The sequence below is a fragment of the Proteus sp. G4415 genome (assembly GCF_963896075.1).
GTDB classification, from domain to species: domain Bacteria; phylum Pseudomonadota; class Gammaproteobacteria; order Enterobacterales; family Enterobacteriaceae; genus Proteus; species Proteus mirabilis.
In genome coordinates this window covers 1-18,781 of sequence record NZ_CAWQOK010000008.1, presented here as the reverse complement: position 1 = coordinate 18,781, position 18,781 = coordinate 1, and the positions used below count along the sequence as shown (strand labels likewise).

Genomic DNA, 18,781 nt, shown 5'->3' with positions numbered 1-18,781 from the left:
AATTATTATCTATTTTGTTATTCCCTTCCTGGCAATCAACTGTTTAAATATTACAACTAACAAACAGTCAATGATTTACAAAGATAAAAAAGACATTAAGGATAGTGAATGAGTGGTTATGTGTATGCAGGGTTTCCAAGCTCTGTAGGAGTCATTATTGGTGGTTTTTTCCTCGTGATACTTTTTAAGTGGTTACGATTTGCATTGCAAGACAATAAATTACCCACTGCTACAATGCCAGCAACAACAGAGCCTGAGCCCGTTTTATCGTCTCCAGCAACAGAAAGCCCAGTAAATCAGTTATTACCCAAAGAATGGGGATTATATGTCGCAGCCCCTTATGCGGTAATGAATGAGTGGGCATATAACGAATATAATCAAGGTAAAGATGATGGTGGGCTATCAGCGGCTTGGGGAGTTAATGATCGGTGGGATTTAATCTACCAATTATTTTGGTTGCTGACTCAAGGTCATACCAATGACTTTTACCAGTTACGTGACCAGATTTTGAATGGCAAAGAAGAAGATATTCAATCATTAAAAAACGATATTTTATTATCTGATTTAACTGAAAATGATAAAAATGAACGTTTATGGCAAATCGATATGATGAACACCAATCGAATGAATATCCAAAATGTAAAATATCTTATTTGGGATCTTTGTCGTTTTAACAAGCTTTGCTTAGAAGGCTGCCAACAAGGTTATATTACCCAGCAAGAAGCACAAACATGGTCATTAATGAGTGCATCAATGCTACGTCGTATTTATGATGGTTGGGAAGATATGTGGCAAAACTTTATTGCTACTCGTTGGTTATGGGCAAGTGGTGATCAAAATTGGGCATCATCACATCAAACATTTTCCGATGTCGTACAAAATATACTCAAAGCAGAAAATACCTTAGCGACAGAAGAAAACTGGGTAATGGAGCTACCCCCATTAGATTTAATGTCTTTTACACGAGCCGTAGCTGGATTAGGTTTTATGAAAAATGATGTGCCTATGACACTGGCTGAAATAGAAGAAATGATCAGCGAACGCATTACTTTAAAAACACTTAATAGCTAATTGTCTATTTGTAAAACAAAATTACACAGTTAAAGTAAGAAAATAATCTAATAAAGACTAATTAACCGCACTGAGATAGATAATGATTTTAGTGCGGTTTTTTGATTAGTATAACGATTAACTCGCTGTACAAGCGGTATTACGTTGACCTAATTGCTGAAGTGTTAATTCAATAGCTTTACTTAATAGGTGCCTATCATGACGGTAAGGAATATCTTTCGCCTCTAATTGCGCTTGAACAATTAATCGTCCTTTCATTGATTCATATTGTGTTTCTGGACTAATAATCACGGCATCAATAGTTTGTAAGCCAATATAGGTTTCCATCATGGCGATTTTATCTGACATCGTCATACTTGCAGCCGCAGGGCTAAGCTCTTTACCTAAATTACCAATATAAATAGTAGTGGCACTGCTACGACGTAATGCTTTAGCTAAATCAGGTAGCAACAATAAAGGCATTAAACTGGTAAAAAAACTGCCCGGGCCAATTAAAATTAAATCAGCTTGCTCAATGGCTTCAATGGCTTCTCGTGTGGTGGTGACGTCTGGATAGAGTTTTAATTGACGAGGCATCCTCGGTAAATTATCTACATTGACCTCACCATAGATTTCATTTCCTTCATCATCAATGGCCATTAAATCAACCGCTTGTTCTGACATAGGAATAAGATGAGCATTGACTCTAAGTAGACCGCGGATAAGATTAATTGCTTCTAATGGACGAACGCTTAAGTTATCTAAGGCCTTTAGCATAAGATTACCTAAGTTGTGTCCAGCAAGCTCTCCCGTACCTGAGAAACGGTATTCAAACATCGCAGAAGCAACGGAAGGCTCTGTGATTAATTGATTAATACAATTGCGCATATCTCCCCACGCGATACCGCCTTCGTCTTTACGAATACGTCCCGTGGAGCCACCATTATCTGTTGTCGTGACAATCCCCGTAAGGCGAGTTCCTAAATAGGAGAGTGCTGAAAGCACACGTCCAAGGCCATGACCTCCACCAAGGGCTACAACACGATCTAAATCACTTAGCGTGCGATTTCGCATAATTGTCTTACTCACTTTTAAAAATTTGCCGCTAATTTATCACAATTATAATTTAAGCCTATGATCACGGCGTGATTTCATCACATTCTTAATCTTGAATGAGTATCGATTGCTGGTTATTTAGACAAATAAAAGGGAAGAGTAAGGGGGAGTGTAAATAGAATAAAAATAAAAAAAGTGTTGTAAGTCGTTGTATTATAAATTATATAACGAAAACAATATTCGCTTTTTATTAAATAAACAGGTAAAATCCACACATAAAATATTGGTATAAGAACCTGTTAAAAACAGGTAAAGATTAACTCCTAGCCTTAACATCTAAGTCAACAAGCTTTATCCAAAGGATATGATGTTCTGGCCGTGACTAACTAAGTCACCAGGGTGCACGGTAGAAATGCCCGCATCTCCCGAATTTGGAAAGGTGTTATTATGCAACAACTTGTTGATGCGTTTTCCCGCAAATTTTTCTATTTACGTCTATCAATCACAGACGTGTGTAATTTCCGTTGCACTTACTGCTTACCTAATGGCTACAAGCCAAATGGTCATAAGTCCTTTCTATCACTGGATGAAATCCGCCGACTGACTCACTCTTTTGCTGAATTAGGCACAGAAAAAATCCGTTTAACGGGTGGTGAGCCTACGATGCGTCGAGATTTTACTGATATTATCGCGACCATTAATGAAAACCCAGCCATTAAAAAGATTGCCGTGACAACGAACGGCTATCGTTTAGCCCGTGATGTTGCACAATGGCGTGATGCGGGGCTAAGTGCGATAAATGTCAGTGTTGATAGCTTAGATCCCCGCCAATTTCATGCCATTACCGGGCAAGATAAATTCCATCAAGTGATGGAAGGAATAGACGCTGCTTTTACGGCAGGTTATGACAAAGTGAAAGTCAATGTTGTGCTAATGCGCAACGTAAATGATAAAAACTTGCCTGATTTTCTCCATTGGATCAAAGACAGACCGATACAACTACGCTTTATTGAACTAATGGAAACTGGTGATGGTAGTGATGTTTTTAATCGCTTTCATTTATCTGGTGAAGTGATCCGCCAACGTTTACTTAACGAAGGTTGGCTACAAATTCCTCGCGCCCGTAGTGATGGGCCAGCTCAAGTCTTTACTCATCCTGATTATCAAGGTGAAATTGGTCTTATCATGCCTTATGAAAAAGACTTTTGTGTCACCTGTAACCGTTTACGTGTTTCTGCGATTGGTAATCTTCATCTTTGCTTATTTGGCGAAAATGGTATTCCTTTACGCGATTTATTGGCTGATGATGCACAACAACAAGCTCTACAACAGCGTATTCAGGGTGGACTTCTTCATAAAAGAGAAACACATTTTCTTCATCAGGGCGATAGTGGTATTACCCCTAATCTTTCTGTGATTGGTGGATAAGTTTTTTCGCTCTGTTATTTAGTTAATTTCAGGAGTTGTGCATGTCTCAACTAACTCATATTAATGCTGCCGGTGAAGCGCATATGGTGGATGTTAGCGCCAAAGCTGAAACCGTACGTGAAGCACGAGCAGAAGCCTTTGTTGAAATGTCAGCAGAAACCTTAGCAATGATAACCGAAGGTCGACACCATAAGGGAGATGTCTTTGCTACCGCACGTATTGCGGGTATTCAAGCAGCCAAAAGAACATGGGAATTAATTCCTTTATGTCACCCATTGCTGTTAACCAAAGTTGAAGTCCATTTAGAAGCCCTTACAGACTCAAATCGTGTGCGTATTGAATCAGTGTGTCGCTTAACAGGTAAAACGGGGGTTGAAATGGAAGCTCTCACTGCCGCATCAGTGGCCGCATTGACTATCTATGATATGTGCAAAGCAGTACAAAAAGATATGGTCATAGGATCTGTGCGTTTATTAGAAAAAACCGGTGGTAAATCGGGACACTTTAAGGTGGATGCATGATTAAGGTTCTTTTTTTCGCCCAAGTGCGTGAATTAGTGGGTGTTGATTCACTGGAATTAAACAGTGATTATCCAACAGTGGATGATTTACGCCGTGCTTTAATTAACAAAGGCGATCGTTGGGCATTAGCGCTTGAAGATGGCAAATTGTTATCCGCGGTAAATCAATCCTTTGTTCAAGGCACTTATGCCATTAAAGACGGTGATGAAGTGGCTTTTTTCCCACCTGTAACAGGGGGCTAAGATGAGTACATTGACCCGTATATCAGTCCAAAACGAACATTTTAATGTTGGTGATGAATATCAATGGTTGTCAGAGTGTGAAAGTGATGGTGCGGTCGTCACTTTTACAGGAAAAGTGCGTAATCATAATTTAGGTGATGAAGTTAATACGCTAACTCTAGAGCATTATCCTGGTATGACAGAAAAGGCGTTAAATGACATTGTTGAGCAAGCACGCGCGCGTTGGCCTTTACAAAGAGTCAGCGTTATCCACCGTGTTGGCCAATTAAATATTGGTGAAGAGATCGTGTTTGTTGGTGTGACCAGCGCACATCGCCATAGTGCTTTTGAATCCGCAGAATTTATTATGGATTTTTTAAAAACGCGCGCACCTTTTTGGAAAAAAGAGGGACTATCAGCTAACCAAGATAGATGGGTTGATGCTCGCCAAAGTGACTATGATTCAGCTAAGCGTTGGGAATAATTCATCAAGTGAAATCAAAGACAACATCACTTTACTTAAATTTATTTTACGGTGACATTCTATACAGTTTATTTCGTGGAAATGTAACATTAGTGTGATAAAATTAATCACTAATGAGTCCATAATGGGCTCTTTACTGAAATAAACGTTATCGTTAAATTCAACGTTATCACTATGATTAAAGGGTAATCATCATGGATCGATTTTCACGTTCAAATGATTCAATCGTACAGCGCACTGGTACAGGTCTACAAACCTTTATGGCGCAAGTGTATGGCTGGATGACAGTAGGTCTGTTACTTACTGCATTTGTTGCTCTGTATGTTGCATCCAGCGCGACTTTAATTGAGATGATCTTCACTAATAAGATCTTTTTCTTCGGTTTGATTATCGCTCAATTAGCATTAGTTTTTATATTATCCGGTATGGTACATAAAATGAGTGGTGCGCTTGCTACAACCCTCTTTATGCTCTATTCCGCATTAACAGGTGTCACTATTTCGAGTGTGTTAATTGTTTATACTTACTCCTCTGTTGCTAGCACTTTCTTTATCTGTGCGGCAATGTTTGGTGCATTAAGTGTTTATGGCTACACCACTAAACGTAGTTTAACTGGGATGGGTAGCTTCCTGTTTATGGGGCTTATCGGTATTATCATTGCTTCTATTGTTAATATCTTTATGCAAAGCAGCATGATGAGCATGGTTATCTCTTACGCAGGTGTACTGATTTTCGCTGGTTTAACCGCATATGACACACAAAAATTAAAGGATATGGGTAGCGAAATTAATCAAGAAGATAAAGAAAATATGCGCCGTTACTCAATTATGGGTGCATTAACGCTTTATTTAGATTTTATCAACCTGTTCTTAATGTTACTGCGTATTTTAGGCGATCGTCGTTAATCATAAACTGCGTCGTTTAATAACCGCATAGTTAAATCCCATAACCTCTTCAGTTATGGGATTTTTTGTATTTATAAAATACGGGCAGCAAGTCGTTATTTATAGCGTGAGATGTTTATTCTTATCTATCAAGGTACAGATTTTATACTATCTTCCTGCGGAAAAGATAATAGGCAATAGATCCTGTCCCAATAGCAATAACAATCAGTGCCCATAAACTATGCCATATTACGGTAATATCGGCATTTTTGAGGTAGATTTGTTTGGTAATATCGGTGAAATGACGGATTGGGTTTATCCATGTGGCTTGCTGTAACCAAACTGGCATATTTTCCACTGGAGAAATATAGCCTGATAATAATACTGCGGGCATCATAAATACGAACACACCAATAAATGCTTGTTGTTGTGTTGAACTTAACGCGGAAATCAAAAGCCCAAAACCTACCAGCGATAAACCGTAAATAAGCATGGTAAAGTAAAATAATAGCAGTGAGCCTGAAAAAGGTATTTGATAGCCGAAAATACCGATAATTAATACAATGGTTCCCTGTACTGCCGCAACAACCATCGCAGGAACCGCTTTTCCTACAAAGATTTGCCAAGTTGATAACGGTGAAACTAATAGCTGATCTAATGTCCCTTGCTCTCGCTCTCTAGCAACAGACAGTGATGTTACTATCATTACTCCGATGGTGATAATTAAGGCCACTAAAGAAGGCACAATAAACCATTTATAGTTTAAATTGGGGTTATACCAATTACGTACTACTAATTCGCTTTTATTCAGTAAAGATGGGGTATCGCCGGCTAATTCTGTTTGATAATTTTGCACAATTTGTTGTACATAATTTGCCGCAATTTGTGCACTATTAGAATTACGCCCATCAAGAATTAATTGTAATTTTACCGGAGTATGACTGGCTAAATTAGCACTAAAATTTTGTGGAAAACGCACCAATAGCAAGGCTTTACGATTATTAATCGTCTCTTTAATTTCATGTTCACTTTTTAATAATAGGGTTTCAGAAAAAGCACTGGCTTTGGCTATGCGTTGGGTTAATTCAATAGATTGTTTACCATTGTCTTCATCAAAAATAGCAACAGAGGCATTGGTAACATCAAGGGTGGCAGCAAAAGGGAATAAGATCATCTGAAAGATAACCGGTAATATTAAGATAATCCGTGTTTGCGGCTCTTGTAATAATGACTGTAGCTCTTTCATTATCAGGGTGAGAAGACGATGAAACATAAAAACTCTCCCTTATTAATCTAAGCGACGACGTGTTGCTAACGCCGTTAAGCCAATAAAAAAGATGGCTGAAACAATTAATAGCCACATATCTAGCATTAAGATCATCGGAATATCTCCCGCTAAGAAGAGTGTCTGTAAGCTACTAACAAAATAACGTGCGGGAATAAAATAGGTCACTACTTGAATAAAAAATGGCATGCTATCAATTTCAAACACAAAGCCTGATAACATCACCGCAGGTAAAAAAGCCGCATTAAGTGAGATCATTGCCGCGTTAAATTGATTGCGAGTTAGGGTGGAGATCAATAGCCCCATACCTAGTGCAGTGGCTAAAAATAGTGAAGTAATACCCGCTAAAATCCATAATGAACCACGGTAAGGCACGCCTAATATATAGACAGTGACCAACATACATAGCACCATAACAAAACTGCCTAATACTTGATAAGGAATAAGCTTGGAAAGCAGTAATTCTGTGCGTGTAATTTGGGTTGAGAGTAAGGCTTCCATTGTGCCACGCTCCCATTCTCGAGCAATAACCAAAGAGGTTAGAATAGCCCCAACCACGGTGATGATAATAGTGACGGCACCGGGAATAATATAGTGTTGGCTGATGGCTGCAGGGTTAAACCAATACCTTGGCTCAATTTCAATTAATGGTTGCTGTTGAATGCCTTGACTTAAAGCTTGTTGCTGTAACCAGATTTGCCAAACCCCTTTGGTATAGGCTTGTACAAAGTTTGCGGTATTTGGCTCACTACCATCGGTGATCACTTGAATGGGAGCTTTGCTATCTTGTCGGGCTAATAATTGCGCAAAGTCGACAGGAATAACCACAATGCCACGAATTTCTCCGGCTTGCATTTTATCGATAAGCAATTGGCGATTATCGCTGATGGTGGCGTTAATATAGGGAGAGTTGGTAAAAGTATACACTAACTCTTGTGCCGGTTGGCTTTGTTGGTTAGTTAGTATACCAATATTTAATTTGCTTGAATCTAAGTTGATACCGTAACCAAAAATAAACAGTAAGGTGAGGGGGATAACAATAGCAATAAGCGCGCTACTGGGATCACGGGTGATTTGTTTAGTCTCTTTTAAACAAAGAGCATATAAACGTCGCCAAGAAAAGTGTGCAGGTGATGATTGAGACGAATTACTCATGTTTTTCGCTCCCTTGGTGATTTTCTTGTTCAAGTTTTTTATCGTAATCCAGAACTAAGCCAATAAAAGCATCTTCCATAGAGGGGGTCGGATTTTCTTCTGTTGCTACCATCTGTTTTAATGAATCCGGCTCGCCTGCTGCAATAATTTTTCCGCGATAAACCAAACCGATACGATCACAATATTCAGCTTCATCCATAAAGTGAGTCGTTACCATCACTGTTACACCTTTATCCACCATTCCATTGATATGAAGCCAGAATTCACGGCGTGTTAAAGGGTCAACCCCTGAGGTAGGTTCATCAAGAAAAAGAATATCTGGCTCATGCATCAAAGAGCATGCAAGAGCAAGACGCTGTTTATAGCCAAGAGGTAAGGTATCGGTGATTTGGTTAATCATTGGCTGTAAGCCAAATGCGGTTATCATATCATTGATTTTATTGCGCTGTTGCTTACCATATAATCCATAAACCCCAGAAAAAAATTTCAGGTTTTGCCCCACTTTTAAGTTGCTATATAGCGAGAATTTTTGTGCCATATAACCTAAATGTTGGCGAGCTTTACCTGAGCTGACTTTCAGATCCATACCTAACACTAATGCTTTACCACTCGTTGGTACTAATAGCCCGCACATCATCTTAAAGGTTGTCGATTTTCCCGCACCGTTAGGGCCTAATAACCCGAAAATCTCCCCACGTTTAACTTGGAAATCAACATGATCAGTGGCGGCAAATTGACCGAACATTTTCGTTAATTGTTGAGCTTCAATAACGGTTTCATCGGGTGCTGGGGGGATTTGTGGCATGATCTCCGCCAGTTCAGATTTATGAGAAGGGCCACCACCTAATAAATCAATAAAGGCATCTTCAAAGCGCGGTGTCGCCGGAATAAGTTTTGCATCTGGTTTTCCTAATGAGTTTAACAATGCCGTTTGGTCACTGTGTTTTTTTAAGATCAATCGTACAGATTGCCCTTGGATCACGCCATCGGTCACTTGAGGTTGTATAATGGCTTGTTGCAATACTTTTCGACGCTGATGACCTTCAACATTGAGTAAAAAAGAGCGTCCCGCCATTTTAGCCGTTAAGGTCTGAGGTACACCGCTATAAAGTAATTCACCTTTATTCAGTAGCAGAATGTTTTTACATTGTTCTGCTTCATCAAGATAAGAGGTACTCCATAAGATAAGCATGCCATCACCGGCTAAGGTATGAACCATTTGCCAAAGCTCTCGACGGGCAATGGGATCAACACCAACCCCCGGCTCATCTAATAACAGTACTTTGGGACTACCTAATAGAGTACAAGCTAACCCTAATTTTTGTTTCATCCCACCAGAAAGATTACCCGCTAGACGAGAGGTAAAACGTGTTAAGTCAGTAAAAGAGAGTAGCTGTTGATAAACTCTTTTTCTCTCTTCACCGATAACATTTTTTAAATCTGCATAAAGGTTGAGATTCTCTAGCACAGTGAGATCTTCATATAAGCCAAATTTTTGTGGCATATAACCGAGGATAGCCCTAACATCAACACTCTGTTTTTGCGGATCCATTCCTAAAATTTTGATCTCACCAGCATCAGGTTTTAGTAATCCTGCTAGCATGCGGATTAGGGTTGTTTTTCCCGCACCATCAGGGCCGACAAGACCTGTGACTGAACCACCGGTAATGGTGGCGGTGAGTGAAGCAACCGCCGGTTTTTCAAGCCCAATAAAGCGTTTTTCAACACCGCTTAAATTGATGGTGTAATTTGTGTTATCCATATTGATTGCCTCTCCTCAACTTAATGAGTCGGTGCAAATTTCAAGGTCACTGGCATTCCTTGGCGTAATGCATCATCAGCATCGGTGACAACCACTCTTATACGATAAACTAGATCAGTGCGTAGTTCCGGTGTTTCAACGCTTTTAGGGGTAAATTCAGCGGTTGGCGAAACAAAACCTATAGTGCCGTGATAAGGCTTATCTTTGCGACTGTCGGTATAAAGATACACTTCGCGATTAGGTATCGCTTCACCTAAATGATTTTCACTAATATAAGCTCTAACCCACACAGGGTTAGTTAAAGAAACAGTAAAAACAGGGCTTCCTGCTGATAAAATAGTGCCAGGCTCCACAGCACGAGTCAGTATAGTTCCTTCTGCAGGTGAGGTTAATTTGGTGTCTTGAAGATTAAGCTCTGCTTGGGCAACTGCCGCTTTGGCTTGAAGTACTTGACCTCTTGCCATATCAATATCTTCTTGGCGATAACCATTTTGATATTGATTGAGTTTGTCTTGTGCTGCTTTTAATGCCGCAGCCGCTTGGTTACGATTATTGCGGGCACTGTCTAAGTCATTGGCTGAAATGACTTTGCGATTAGCAAGATCTTGTTGTCGCTTATAAAAGTTTTCAGCATATTGCCATGCGGCACGTTTTAATGACACATCTGACTGGGCTTGTGCAATTTCTTCACTGCGGTAACCAGCCTCCATTAAGGCTAATGAAGCGATGGCACTATCACGTTCACCATAAGCTTTATTTAATGCATTAATGTAAGGTGCATCATCGAGTTGGCCTAATAATTGACCTTTGGTGACTGGCACACCTTCATCAACTTGTAGTTCCGCTAACTTGCCTGCAACACGAAAACTTAAGTTAACCGTCCGAATATCAACATTTCCATAGAGTACTAACTCAGGATCTTTGTTCTCTTCATAATAATAGATACCTGCGATAATACCGATAATAATCATTAAGATAATAAAGACACTGATTTTTTTCGTTTTCATAATAACTCTATTTATATTTATGCATGGTTGTTATGAGTATAGATCTCTCTTAGTCCATCAAGTAGTAAAGTAATATGTACTTTTAAGGTATTAGAAATAATTTCATATTCCTGTTTACCAATTCTATCCCATCCAGTTTGGCGTAAAATGGTTTCTCGTACTAATCGAAATGATAGCACCTCTCCCAAAATAGCGTGAGTATGTAGCATGGTTTTTGGTAAAGTTGGATCTAAGCCAATATAAAGTGCTAATAAACGATTTACACGAGTTAATAGCGGAGATAACGCTTGCTGGTGGATAAGGGAATAGGCTTCTGTGGGAACAAGTTGTTCTCTTGCCATAATACGACTGATATGTACATTGCTTTTATCAAGTACGAGTCGGGCATATTGCAAAAAACTGTCAATGATCAGTTTTTGTAATAGGGGTAAGTGCTCTGTTGGATTAGGTTTTTCAAGAAAATCATCAAGTTGTGCAACAGTGGGTTCAAAATCAATTCGAATTAAATCGGCAATATACTGTGCAACAGCGAGATATAACCCTTCTTTAGAGCCAAAATAGTAAGCAATAGCCGCGATATTTTGCTTCGCAGCTTGCGCAATCTGGCGAGTTGTGGCGCCATCAGGCCCATTTTTACCAAAGATTTCACAGGCAGCTTCTAATAACTGTCGTTTTGCAAGTTCCCCTCGAGTTTTCTTTTGGTGTGTGTCTGGCATAAGGATACCTTACTTAAGTAAAATGTAACAAAGAAATAACATTAAAATAGTCGTTATTGAAAGTAGTATATTCGATGATATTGAGTAACAGGATAAATTTGTAGTAAATAATGAAATAAAGATGACATGTAATAAAAAAAACATGATTTATTTAAAAATTATTTTTATATTCGCAAGATAGCAAAACTGTTAAAATGACCGCTATTAGGTTAACCTGATAAGGTTCATTCTCTTTCACCTTGAGGTGAAAGCCCGTCATTTTTAATTTCAATCACCGTGTTATACGTTCTGGTTGTAGGAGATTTCTGTTTTGACCGATTTTACATCGCTTGGTTTAAGTGAGGCGCTTCTCCGCGCTATTGATGAACAAGGGTATAAAACCCCAACCCCTATTCAACAACAGGCGATTGAGCCGATTTTGGCGGGTAAGGACGTATTAGCAAGTGCACAAACGGGTACGGGAAAAACGGCCGCATTTACATTACCGATACTGGAAAAACTCGCTACATCAGCAGAGAAAACGAAAGGGCGTAAGCCAGTTAAAGCGCTTATTTTAACCCCTACACGTGAATTAGCTGCACAAATTGCCGATAACGTAAAAGCTTATAGTCGTTATTTACCTATTCGTTCATTGGTGGTTTTTGGTGGCGTTAGTATCAATCCTCAAATGATGAAACTACGAGGTGGCGTCGATGTTTTGATTGCAACACCGGGCCGCTTACTTGATCTTGAACATCAAAATGCTGTCGACTTATCTCGCGTTGAAGTATTGGTGTTAGATGAAGCTGATCGTATGTTAGATATGGGATTTATTCATGATATTCGTCGAGTCATCAATAAGTTACCGAAAAAACGACAAAATTTACTCTTTTCAGCGACTTTTTCAAAAGAGATAACAGGGCTTGCTAACTCACTACTCAACAATCCTATAAGTATTGCTGTTGCCCCCAAAAACTCAGCGGCTGAATCTGTTGATCAATATGTCCATTTAGTGGATAAAAAGCGTAAGACAGAGCTGTTATCACACTTAATTGGCCTAGAAAATTGGCCTCAAGTTCTTATTTTTACTCGAACTAAACATGGTGCGAATAAATTAGCTGAACATCTTAATTTAGATGGCATCAAATCAGCGGCGATCCACGGTAATAAAAGCCAAGGAGCTAGAACACGTGCTCTAGCTGATTTTAAAGACGGTAAATTAAAAGCGTTAGTTGCCACTGATATTGCAGCGCGGGGACTTGATATTGACCAACTTCCTTATGTGGTCAACTTTGAATTACCGCAGGTAGCAGAAGATTACGTTCATCGTATTGGTCGAACAGGGCGTGCGGCGGCAACAGGTAAAGCGATATCTTTAGTTTGTGTTGATGAACATGGCTTATTAGCCGATATTGAACGCTTATTAAAACGTGAAATCCCTCGTTTAGCATTAGAAGGTTACGATCCTGATCCCTCAATAAAAGCGGCGCCTTTGCATAAAAAGCCAAAGAATAAAGCACGTAATAATAATAAAGAAGGCGGACATGGTCGTGCTGATATGCGTGGTAAAGATAATCGCCATACACCACGTAATAAAAATAGTCGTAATCAAAAAGAGAGTGAAACGGGTGAGATAAAACAGAATAAATCTAAACCAGCTAGACGTTCACGCAAACACGATGATGATCGTGATAATCAAAATCCTTGGTCAAAAGCTAGAAAAGAATTTTGAGGCTAAACTGTGCGAGTCCTATTAGCGCCAATGGAGGGGGTGTTAGACCCCCTTGTGAGAGATCTACTGACGGCGATTAATCATTACGATCTCTGTATCACGGAATTTATTCGCGTTGTTGATTCATTATTACCGCCAAAAGCATTTTATCGTTTATGCCCTGAATTACACACCCAAAGCCGCACGCAAAGTGGCACCTTGGTGCGGGTACAATTATTAGGGCAAAATCCACAATGGTTGGCAGAAAACGCTTTTCGAGCCGTCTCTTTAGGTTCATGGGGGGTTGATCTTAATTGTGGTTGTCCTTCTAAAACCGTCAATGGTAATGGTGGTGGTGCCTCGTTATTAAAACAACCAGAAACGATTTATCAAGCAACTAAAGCGATGCGTGGTGCTGTACCTGCGGATTTACCTGTTTCTGTAAAGGTACGATTAGGGTGGGATTGTTCATCTTATTGCCATGAAATTGCCGATGCTGTAGAACAAGGTGGCGCGACAGAAATTACTATCCACGGTAGAACAAAAGAAGATGGTTATCGTGCTGATAAGATAAACTGGCAAGCGATTGGTGAAATTCGCCAAAAATTGACTATTCCCGTTATCGCTAACGGTGAGATTTGGTGTCGAGAAGATGCTATCTCTTGTTTAAAGATAACCGGCTGTGATGCGATTATGATAGGTCGCGGGGCGATGCATACGCCCAATTTAAGTAATGTGATAAAAGGTATTGAAGAAAAAATGCCTTGGTCACAAGTGATCCAATTACTTAAACGCTATATTCGTCTAGAAAAGCAAGGGGATACCACTTATTACCATGCTTCCCGTATAAAACAGTGGTTGGGATATTTAAGAAAAGAGTATCAAGATGCTGATGCACTTTTTAGCCAAATTAGAACGCTAAAAACCTCACCTGAAATAGCCAAAATAATAGAAGCGTTATAATAACCACAATAGGTTATTAATAGCCAAAACCAGCATTAATAATAAGGTGCTGGTTTTTTCTATAAAAAGGTAAAAATATCTGAATATGAAAAAAATAATTGCTGTTTAAATACAATTATTGGAAAAAATCACTATTTCGTCTTACACTCTTAAAGTGACCATTTTTAATATACTATCTATATTATCACTACATTTAGGGGGAACTATGGGATTTCTTTCTTGGATTGTGTTCGGTCTTATTGCGGGTATCTTAGCCAAATTCTTAATGCCTGGCTCGTATGATATCGGCCTTATCTGGACCTGTATTCTAGGTATTGTGGGTGCTGTAGTTGGTGGTGTAATTAGTAATTTCTTTGGTAAAGGCAAAGTAGATGGTTTCAATTTTGGTAGTTTTGTCGTTGCCGTAATAGGGGCAATCGTTGTGCTTTATTTAGCAAAAATATTTGCCAGTTAATTGGAAATAAAGAGTCTATTAATACTATTAAACCCGCATCTGCGGGTTTACTTTTTTGCGTTAACTTCACTATCGCTTTTATTTTATTCGCATTCACAAGGTAATGCGTTTTCTGCTCCCCACTGCGCCCAAGAGCCATCATACAGTGCGATATTCTGGCAGCCCAATAGAGTTAAAGCCAAAAATAGAATAGCTGCTGTCATACCTGAGCCACAACTGACAATAATTGGTTGAGATAAATCGACACCTGCTTGTTCAAAAATGTGCTGTAATTGCGCTTTATCTTTTAATTGTCCATTAATAACTAAGTTATCCCAAGGAACATTTTTACTATTGGGAATATGGCCCCTACGTAAACCGGGACGAGGCTCTGGTGCTCTACCATAAAATCTATCCGCCGAACGAGCATCAATGATTTGATTTTGTTGCGTAGTCAGATTATCCAGTATTTGTTGTTTATCGACACGGCGTTGAGTGTGGCGTGTAACGATAAAAGGGTGAGTGGCTGGGACGTTGGGCGTTTTTCCTTGCTCAAGGGGGAACCCCGCTTCTTGCCAAGCTTGTAAACCACCGGCCAGAATACGCACCTTGTGACAACCTAAGGTAGTAAAAGTCCACCAGCCACGAGGTGCTGAAAAGAGATTGCCGATATCATAGAGGATCACTGTTGTATTATTTGAAATACCTAACTGAGTTAAGGTTTCAGAAAACAGTGTGTCAGATGGCAACATATGTGGTAATGATGTTGTTTTATCGGCGATTTCATCCAGATCAAAAAAATGGGCACCAGGGATATGACGTTCAAGATAGCGTTGATGATAGTCAATATCTTGCGTAGGCATGGGCGCACTGACATCAACTATCACGAGATCTTGAGCGTCGTGATGTTCAAAAAGCCATTGTGGAGTAACAAAATAATCAAATTCCATGGTGCAACCTCTTTATTTCGTCGATGGTGAGCTATCTGGTAGAGCTGGAAATTGCTGTGCTGGTGAGCGATTAGGTTGAGTTTGCTCTGTGTCTACCGGTGTGGTTGAGCGCGTATAAATATTTAGTCCGGCAAGAAAAACGCCCCCAAGGGAGCCAAAAGCCAGTAGTGCGATAACAACAAGAAGTAATTTTTTCATAAGATTTATGTGCAGATGAATGTTACTAAAAAGTATATCTAGATATGCCATTGAAACAAGTGCTGTACCACATAAAGCAGTAAATTGGTTAGTATTAAAATAGGATATCGCTGTTCAAAAAACAAACAAATTTGGAATATAATAATACCTAGCTTTAATTATGGTGATAGTTATTGTTTAGGGTGATGGATAATAACAAAAAGCCCTTAAACTCAGGAGTCACCGAGTTTAAGGGGAAGGGAATACAACTTATTATTTTATTTGATACACAATCGGTGCTGTAAATTATGTGTATAAAAACCAGAATGTCATCGCTAAGTTAACGGTAGCGGCGACAGCCATTGGAATTGCGGTTCTTTTCACTATTTGGAAAGGTGAGACATTGGCAATTCCTGCAATAGCAACAATAGCTGCCGTAATAGGTGAAACTGTGCGACCAAAGCTGGTCATAATTTGCATAGGTAAAATTAAAGTGATGACATCGACTTTTAAGAATGCAGCAATTTTGGGTGTTAATGCGGCAAATGAAAAGAATGCAGCATTACCCGATCCCATTAAAAAGGCTGCTAATGCTAAGATGGCACTCATCACAATAATCATCGCAGCAATACCAAAGCCAGCATCTTGAGCAGAACTAATTAAGGTATCTACCGCGCCACTTTTTAGTAATCCATTAGCAAAAAATTCCCCAGATACAATCAACGATACAACTAAAACAAACTGTTTTCCCATGCCTTCAAAGAACAACATAAAACTGTTCATTACCGCTTTAGCATCGCGCAATCGCACATATTCAAAGACTAGTGCAATAACCGTACTAATAATCATTGCGGTAGTCACTTCTAATTTAATGTAATTATGAAATAACGGACTAAAACCAATAATGAGAATTAAAGGGATCACGGGTAATAAGGCATATGATAATGGCACCTGACTTCCTTCTTCTTTTACATTATCAATGGCTGTTGGGTCGAAAACAAAACCCTCACGTTTATCCCACCAACGTTGAATAAAGAAATGGGTAATAGCAACCGCAATGATAATAGGAATAGTGATAGGCAGTTGGTGTTGAACAAAATAGACTGCAGGTTCAATATCCGCTGTTTTAGCCGCCATAATAACATTTCCAGAGCCGGGTCCATGATCAATAAATTGACAACAACCGATAACAGCTAAAGCAGATAGAGGACTAATAGCTGAGCGAATTAAAATAGGGTACATCGTTACCATGAGTAACATTCCTAAACCTGCATGGCTAGGAATAAAAATAACTAAAATTTGTGTGACTAAAAATGAAATAACTAGTAATAAGTAGGGGGATTTAATCGTTTTTAATGGTTTTTCAAAAATAGCAAATAAAGCTCGGCTGGCGCCCACGTGTTCCATATAACGTGAGAAACCAGCAATTGCCATTAAGGTTAAACCTAAACCCGCTAAACGCGAGCTCATAATATCGGTAAAAATTTGGAAAATATCAAAATACTTAAATTGTGTAGATTTATTTTCCGGTAATAAAGGGTTGAGATCGAGAGAAGCTGTAAGGAGCAATAACAGCATGCCTCCGAGTAATAACACAGGTTGAGGTTTATAACCTCGAGCCAGCAAATAAACTACCAACGCAGTAACTAGCGCGGCAATAATTAAACCAGTCATAATTAATTCCCCAGTGTCGTGATGCAGTATTGTTGTTATTGATTTAATGCACTAAATGCTTGGGTGAGATCTGCAATTAAGTCATCAGTAGACTCAAGACCAATATGTAAACGTACAAAAGGACCGTGGCCTTCACGCCAATCTGTTGCTGTTCTGGCACCCATAACATTGGCGGGTAATGCAAGACTTTCAAATCCTCCCCAAGATGCACCAATACCAAATAAGGTTAATGCATCAATAAATTGTTCAGATTGTTTAATGGTATATTTTTGTTTAAATTCAATGGTTAATAATCCATTACTACCTTTACAATCACGTTTCCATAAGTCATGGCGAGGATGTGTGGGTAACTCTGGAAACCAAACTTTGGCCACTTCAGGGCGTGTTTCTAACCACTGAGCGATAGCCAGTGCTGATTTACCATGATTTGTAAGACGTTGAGCAAGAGTCCTCATTCCTCTCAGGACTAAGGCGGCATCATCAGGGCTACTTGCTTGACCAAGAGCTTCTGGTAATGCCCCAATTTGTTTCCATGCGGTTTCATTTGCGATCATAATGCCCATCATGACATCTGAGTGACCGCATAAATATTTAGTTGCAGCAATTACAGAAACATCAGCACCTAATTCCAAAGGGTTATAAAGCCATGCCGAGCCCCAAGTATTATCCACCCCAACAGGAATATTTTTTTCATGAGCGATATGGCAAATTTCTGGTAGATCCAGCATTTCATAAAGTAATGAACCCGGTGATTCAACGAAAATAAGTTGAGTGTTTTCTTGAATTTTTTGCTCGAAATCTGAACCGTCAGTTTTAAAAAAGCTATAAGTGATATTATTAGGCTCTAAAAAAGCAGAGGCTATTTTACGTACGGGTTCATAGACAGAATCAGCAAATAAAACATGCCCACCACTTCGGGCGTAGCCCATAATAGTAAATGCAATTGCGGCTAGCCCTGTAGGAAAGAGCTGTGCTCGATAACCACCTTCTAATTCAGTTACTAATGCTTCAAGTGCAAACGCTGTTTCTGTACCACGAGCACCATAGCTTAATACTCGTTCAGTAATACGACGATCGCGTATTTCACGCCAACTTTTTATTGAATCAAAAACAATAGTACTGGCTCTCATAACAGGAGGGTTAATTGGGCCAGATGTTTTAATTGCTTGACGCCCACTATGTATCAATGTTGTTTGTTTATTCTGTTTCATTATTTATATCTCCGAATATAGAAAATAAGATCTCCCAGTAATTAATTTAGAATTTAATTACTATTTTGAGCTGGAAATTTGTAGTTGCTATTATTTATAACAAAGATATTTATT

At 39.2% G+C, this 18,781-nt stretch carries 19 protein-coding genes and 1 riboswitch; of the genes, 9 read left to right on the top strand and 10 right to left on the bottom strand.

Going from position 1 to position 18,781, the window contains the following annotated elements:
* The first annotated feature begins 108 nt into the window (after positions 1 to 108).
* Complete coding sequence (locus AACU95_RS00625; protein ID WP_004244470.1) at positions 109 to 1,071, top strand: DUF1266 domain-containing protein; 963 nt, start codon at positions 109 to 111, stop codon at positions 1,069 to 1,071.
* Positions 1,072 to 1,188: 117 nt separating this feature from the next.
* Here the strand turns inward: AACU95_RS00625 and AACU95_RS00620 are convergent, their stop codons facing one another.
* Positions 1,189 to 2,124: a gluconeogenesis factor YvcK family protein gene (locus tag AACU95_RS00620; protein ID WP_004244471.1), complete on the bottom strand. Its 936-nt coding sequence runs from the start codon at positions 2,122 to 2,124 to the stop codon at positions 1,189 to 1,191.
* Between the two features lie 290 nt (positions 2,125 to 2,414).
* A riboswitch (molybdenum cofactor riboswitch) is annotated at positions 2,415 to 2,564 on the top strand.
* Here AACU95_RS00620 and moaA point away from each other — a divergent pair.
* The 5 genes from moaA (at position 2,554) to AACU95_RS00595 (ending at position 5,665) form a co-directional block, all read left to right on the top strand.
* A complete protein-coding gene (gene moaA / locus AACU95_RS00615) occupies positions 2,554 to 3,534 on the top strand; it encodes a GTP 3',8-cyclase MoaA (RefSeq protein WP_004244473.1) in 981 nt (326 codons plus the stop codon). (Overlaps the previous riboswitch by 11 nt.)
* 41 nt (positions 3,535 to 3,575) lie before the next feature.
* Positions 3,576 to 4,055: a cyclic pyranopterin monophosphate synthase MoaC gene (moaC, locus tag AACU95_RS00610; RefSeq protein WP_004247569.1), complete on the top strand. Its 480-nt coding sequence runs from the start codon at positions 3,576 to 3,578 to the stop codon at positions 4,053 to 4,055.
* Positions 4,052 to 4,297 carry a molybdopterin synthase sulfur carrier subunit gene (moaD, locus tag AACU95_RS00605; protein ID WP_049201033.1) on the top strand — a complete coding sequence of 82 codons (246 nt, stop codon included), beginning with the start codon at positions 4,052 to 4,054 and terminating at the stop codon, positions 4,295 to 4,297. Before moaC ends, moaD begins: the two co-directional genes overlap by 4 nt.
* Before the next feature lies 1 nt (position 4,298).
* Positions 4,299 to 4,760, top strand: a complete 462-nt coding sequence (gene moaE, locus AACU95_RS00600) for a molybdopterin synthase catalytic subunit MoaE (protein WP_004244476.1) — start codon at positions 4,299 to 4,301, stop codon at positions 4,758 to 4,760.
* A 194-nt stretch (positions 4,761 to 4,954) separates the two neighbouring features.
* On the top strand, positions 4,955 to 5,665 hold the full coding sequence (locus AACU95_RS00595; RefSeq protein WP_004244477.1) for a Bax inhibitor-1/YccA family protein: 711 nt from the start codon (positions 4,955 to 4,957) through the stop codon (positions 5,663 to 5,665).
* A gap of 142 nt (positions 5,666 to 5,807) precedes the next feature.
* Here AACU95_RS00595 and AACU95_RS00590 read toward each other — a convergent pair whose 3' ends face one another.
* From AACU95_RS00590 to cecR, 5 genes are read right to left on the bottom strand one after another with little or no spacing between them, the layout of a single operon-like run.
* Positions 5,808 to 6,917 (bottom strand): ABC transporter permease, encoded by a 1,110-nt coding sequence (locus tag AACU95_RS00590; RefSeq protein WP_004244478.1) that lies wholly within the window; start codon positions 6,915 to 6,917, stop codon positions 5,808 to 5,810.
* 15 nt (positions 6,918 to 6,932) lie between these two features.
* Positions 6,933 to 8,084 (bottom strand): ABC transporter permease, encoded by a 1,152-nt coding sequence (locus AACU95_RS00585; RefSeq protein WP_004244479.1) that lies wholly within the window; start codon positions 8,082 to 8,084, stop codon positions 6,933 to 6,935.
* Positions 8,077 to 9,846, bottom strand: coding sequence for an ATP-binding cassette domain-containing protein (locus tag AACU95_RS00580; RefSeq protein ID WP_017827746.1), 1,770 nt, complete (start codon positions 9,844 to 9,846; stop codon positions 8,077 to 8,079). Before AACU95_RS00580 ends, AACU95_RS00585 begins: the two co-directional genes overlap by 8 nt.
* A gap of 20 nt (positions 9,847 to 9,866) precedes the next feature.
* A complete protein-coding gene (gene hlyD, locus AACU95_RS00575) occupies positions 9,867 to 10,853 on the bottom strand; it encodes a secretion protein HlyD (RefSeq protein WP_036894488.1) in 987 nt (328 codons plus the stop codon).
* Positions 10,854 to 10,870: 17 nt separating this feature from the next.
* A complete protein-coding gene (gene cecR, locus AACU95_RS00570; RefSeq protein ID WP_004247574.1) occupies positions 10,871 to 11,569 on the bottom strand; it encodes a transcriptional regulator CecR in 699 nt (232 codons plus the stop codon).
* 310 nt (positions 11,570 to 11,879) lie between these two features.
* Here cecR and rhlE point away from each other — a divergent pair, with 310 nt between their 5' ends.
* From rhlE to AACU95_RS00555, 3 genes are all read left to right on the top strand, one after another.
* On the top strand, positions 11,880 to 13,280 hold the full coding sequence (gene rhlE / locus AACU95_RS00565) for an ATP-dependent RNA helicase RhlE (RefSeq protein ID WP_017827745.1): 1,401 nt from the start codon (positions 11,880 to 11,882) through the stop codon (positions 13,278 to 13,280).
* 9 nt (positions 13,281 to 13,289) lie between these two features.
* Complete coding sequence (gene dusC, locus AACU95_RS00560; RefSeq protein WP_004247575.1) at positions 13,290 to 14,222, top strand: tRNA dihydrouridine(16) synthase DusC; 933 nt, start codon at positions 13,290 to 13,292, stop codon at positions 14,220 to 14,222.
* Positions 14,223 to 14,427: 205 nt separating this feature from the next.
* On the top strand, positions 14,428 to 14,676 hold the full coding sequence (locus AACU95_RS00555; protein WP_004244486.1) for a GlsB/YeaQ/YmgE family stress response membrane protein: 249 nt from the start codon (positions 14,428 to 14,430) through the stop codon (positions 14,674 to 14,676).
* Positions 14,677 to 14,759: 83 nt separating this feature from the next.
* Here AACU95_RS00555 and sseA read toward each other — a convergent pair whose 3' ends face one another.
* The 4 genes from sseA to metC form a co-directional block, all read right to left on the bottom strand.
* Positions 14,760 to 15,605: a 3-mercaptopyruvate sulfurtransferase gene (gene sseA / locus AACU95_RS00550; RefSeq protein WP_141192035.1), complete on the bottom strand. Its 846-nt coding sequence runs from the start codon at positions 15,603 to 15,605 to the stop codon at positions 14,760 to 14,762.
* A gap of 12 nt (positions 15,606 to 15,617) precedes the next feature.
* Entirely contained in the window at positions 15,618 to 15,803 is a 186-nt protein-coding gene (locus tag AACU95_RS00545) for a hypothetical protein (protein WP_012367682.1), read from the bottom strand.
* A 285-nt stretch (positions 15,804 to 16,088) separates the two neighbouring features.
* Complete coding sequence (dcuC, locus tag AACU95_RS00540; protein WP_141192262.1) at positions 16,089 to 17,456, bottom strand: C4-dicarboxylate transporter DcuC; 1,368 nt, start codon at positions 17,454 to 17,456, stop codon at positions 16,089 to 16,091.
* 35 nt (positions 17,457 to 17,491) lie between these two features.
* Positions 17,492 to 18,667, bottom strand: coding sequence for a cystathionine beta-lyase (gene metC, locus AACU95_RS00535; RefSeq protein ID WP_004244491.1), 1,176 nt, complete (start codon positions 18,665 to 18,667; stop codon positions 17,492 to 17,494).
* Between the last annotated feature and the right edge of the window lie 114 nt (positions 18,668 to 18,781).

What these genes read in the sequence shown, in the direction of transcription:
- AACU95_RS00625 (WP_004244470.1), top strand. Translation starts at nt 109, where the DNA reads ATGAGTGGTTATGTGTATGCAGGGTTTCCAAGCTCTGTAGGAGTCATT.
- AACU95_RS00620 (WP_004244471.1), bottom strand. Translation starts at nt 2,124, where the DNA reads ATGCGAAATCGCACGCTAAGTGATTTAGATCGTGTTGTAGCCCTTGGT.
- moaA (WP_004244473.1), top strand. Translation starts at nt 2,554, where the DNA reads ATGCAACAACTTGTTGATGCGTTTTCCCGCAAATTTTTCTATTTACGT.
- moaC (WP_004247569.1), top strand. Translation starts at nt 3,576, where the DNA reads ATGTCTCAACTAACTCATATTAATGCTGCCGGTGAAGCGCATATGGTG.
- moaD (WP_049201033.1), top strand. Translation starts at nt 4,052, where the DNA reads ATGATTAAGGTTCTTTTTTTCGCCCAAGTGCGTGAATTAGTGGGTGTT.
- moaE (WP_004244476.1), top strand. Translation starts at nt 4,299, where the DNA reads ATGAGTACATTGACCCGTATATCAGTCCAAAACGAACATTTTAATGTT.
- AACU95_RS00595 (WP_004244477.1), top strand. Translation starts at nt 4,955, where the DNA reads ATGGATCGATTTTCACGTTCAAATGATTCAATCGTACAGCGCACTGGT.
- AACU95_RS00590 (WP_004244478.1), bottom strand. Translation starts at nt 6,917, where the DNA reads ATGTTTCATCGTCTTCTCACCCTGATAATGAAAGAGCTACAGTCATTA.
- AACU95_RS00585 (WP_004244479.1), bottom strand. Translation starts at nt 8,084, where the DNA reads ATGAGTAATTCGTCTCAATCATCACCTGCACACTTTTCTTGGCGACGT.
- AACU95_RS00580 (WP_017827746.1), bottom strand. Translation starts at nt 9,846, where the DNA reads ATGGATAACACAAATTACACCATCAATTTAAGCGGTGTTGAAAAACGC.
- hlyD (WP_036894488.1), bottom strand. Translation starts at nt 10,853, where the DNA reads ATGAAAACGAAAAAAATCAGTGTCTTTATTATCTTAATGATTATTATC.
- cecR (WP_004247574.1), bottom strand. Translation starts at nt 11,569, where the DNA reads ATGCCAGACACACACCAAAAGAAAACTCGAGGGGAACTTGCAAAACGA.
- AACU95_RS00555 (WP_004244486.1), top strand. Translation starts at nt 14,428, where the DNA reads ATGGGATTTCTTTCTTGGATTGTGTTCGGTCTTATTGCGGGTATCTTA.
- sseA (WP_141192035.1), bottom strand. Translation starts at nt 15,605, where the DNA reads ATGGAATTTGATTATTTTGTTACTCCACAATGGCTTTTTGAACATCAC.
- AACU95_RS00545 (WP_012367682.1), bottom strand. Translation starts at nt 15,803, where the DNA reads ATGAAAAAATTACTTCTTGTTGTTATCGCACTACTGGCTTTTGGCTCC.
- dcuC (WP_141192262.1), bottom strand. Translation starts at nt 17,456, where the DNA reads ATGACTGGTTTAATTATTGCCGCGCTAGTTACTGCGTTGGTAGTTTAT.
- metC (WP_004244491.1), bottom strand. Translation starts at nt 18,667, where the DNA reads ATGAAACAGAATAAACAAACAACATTGATACATAGTGGGCGTCAAGCA.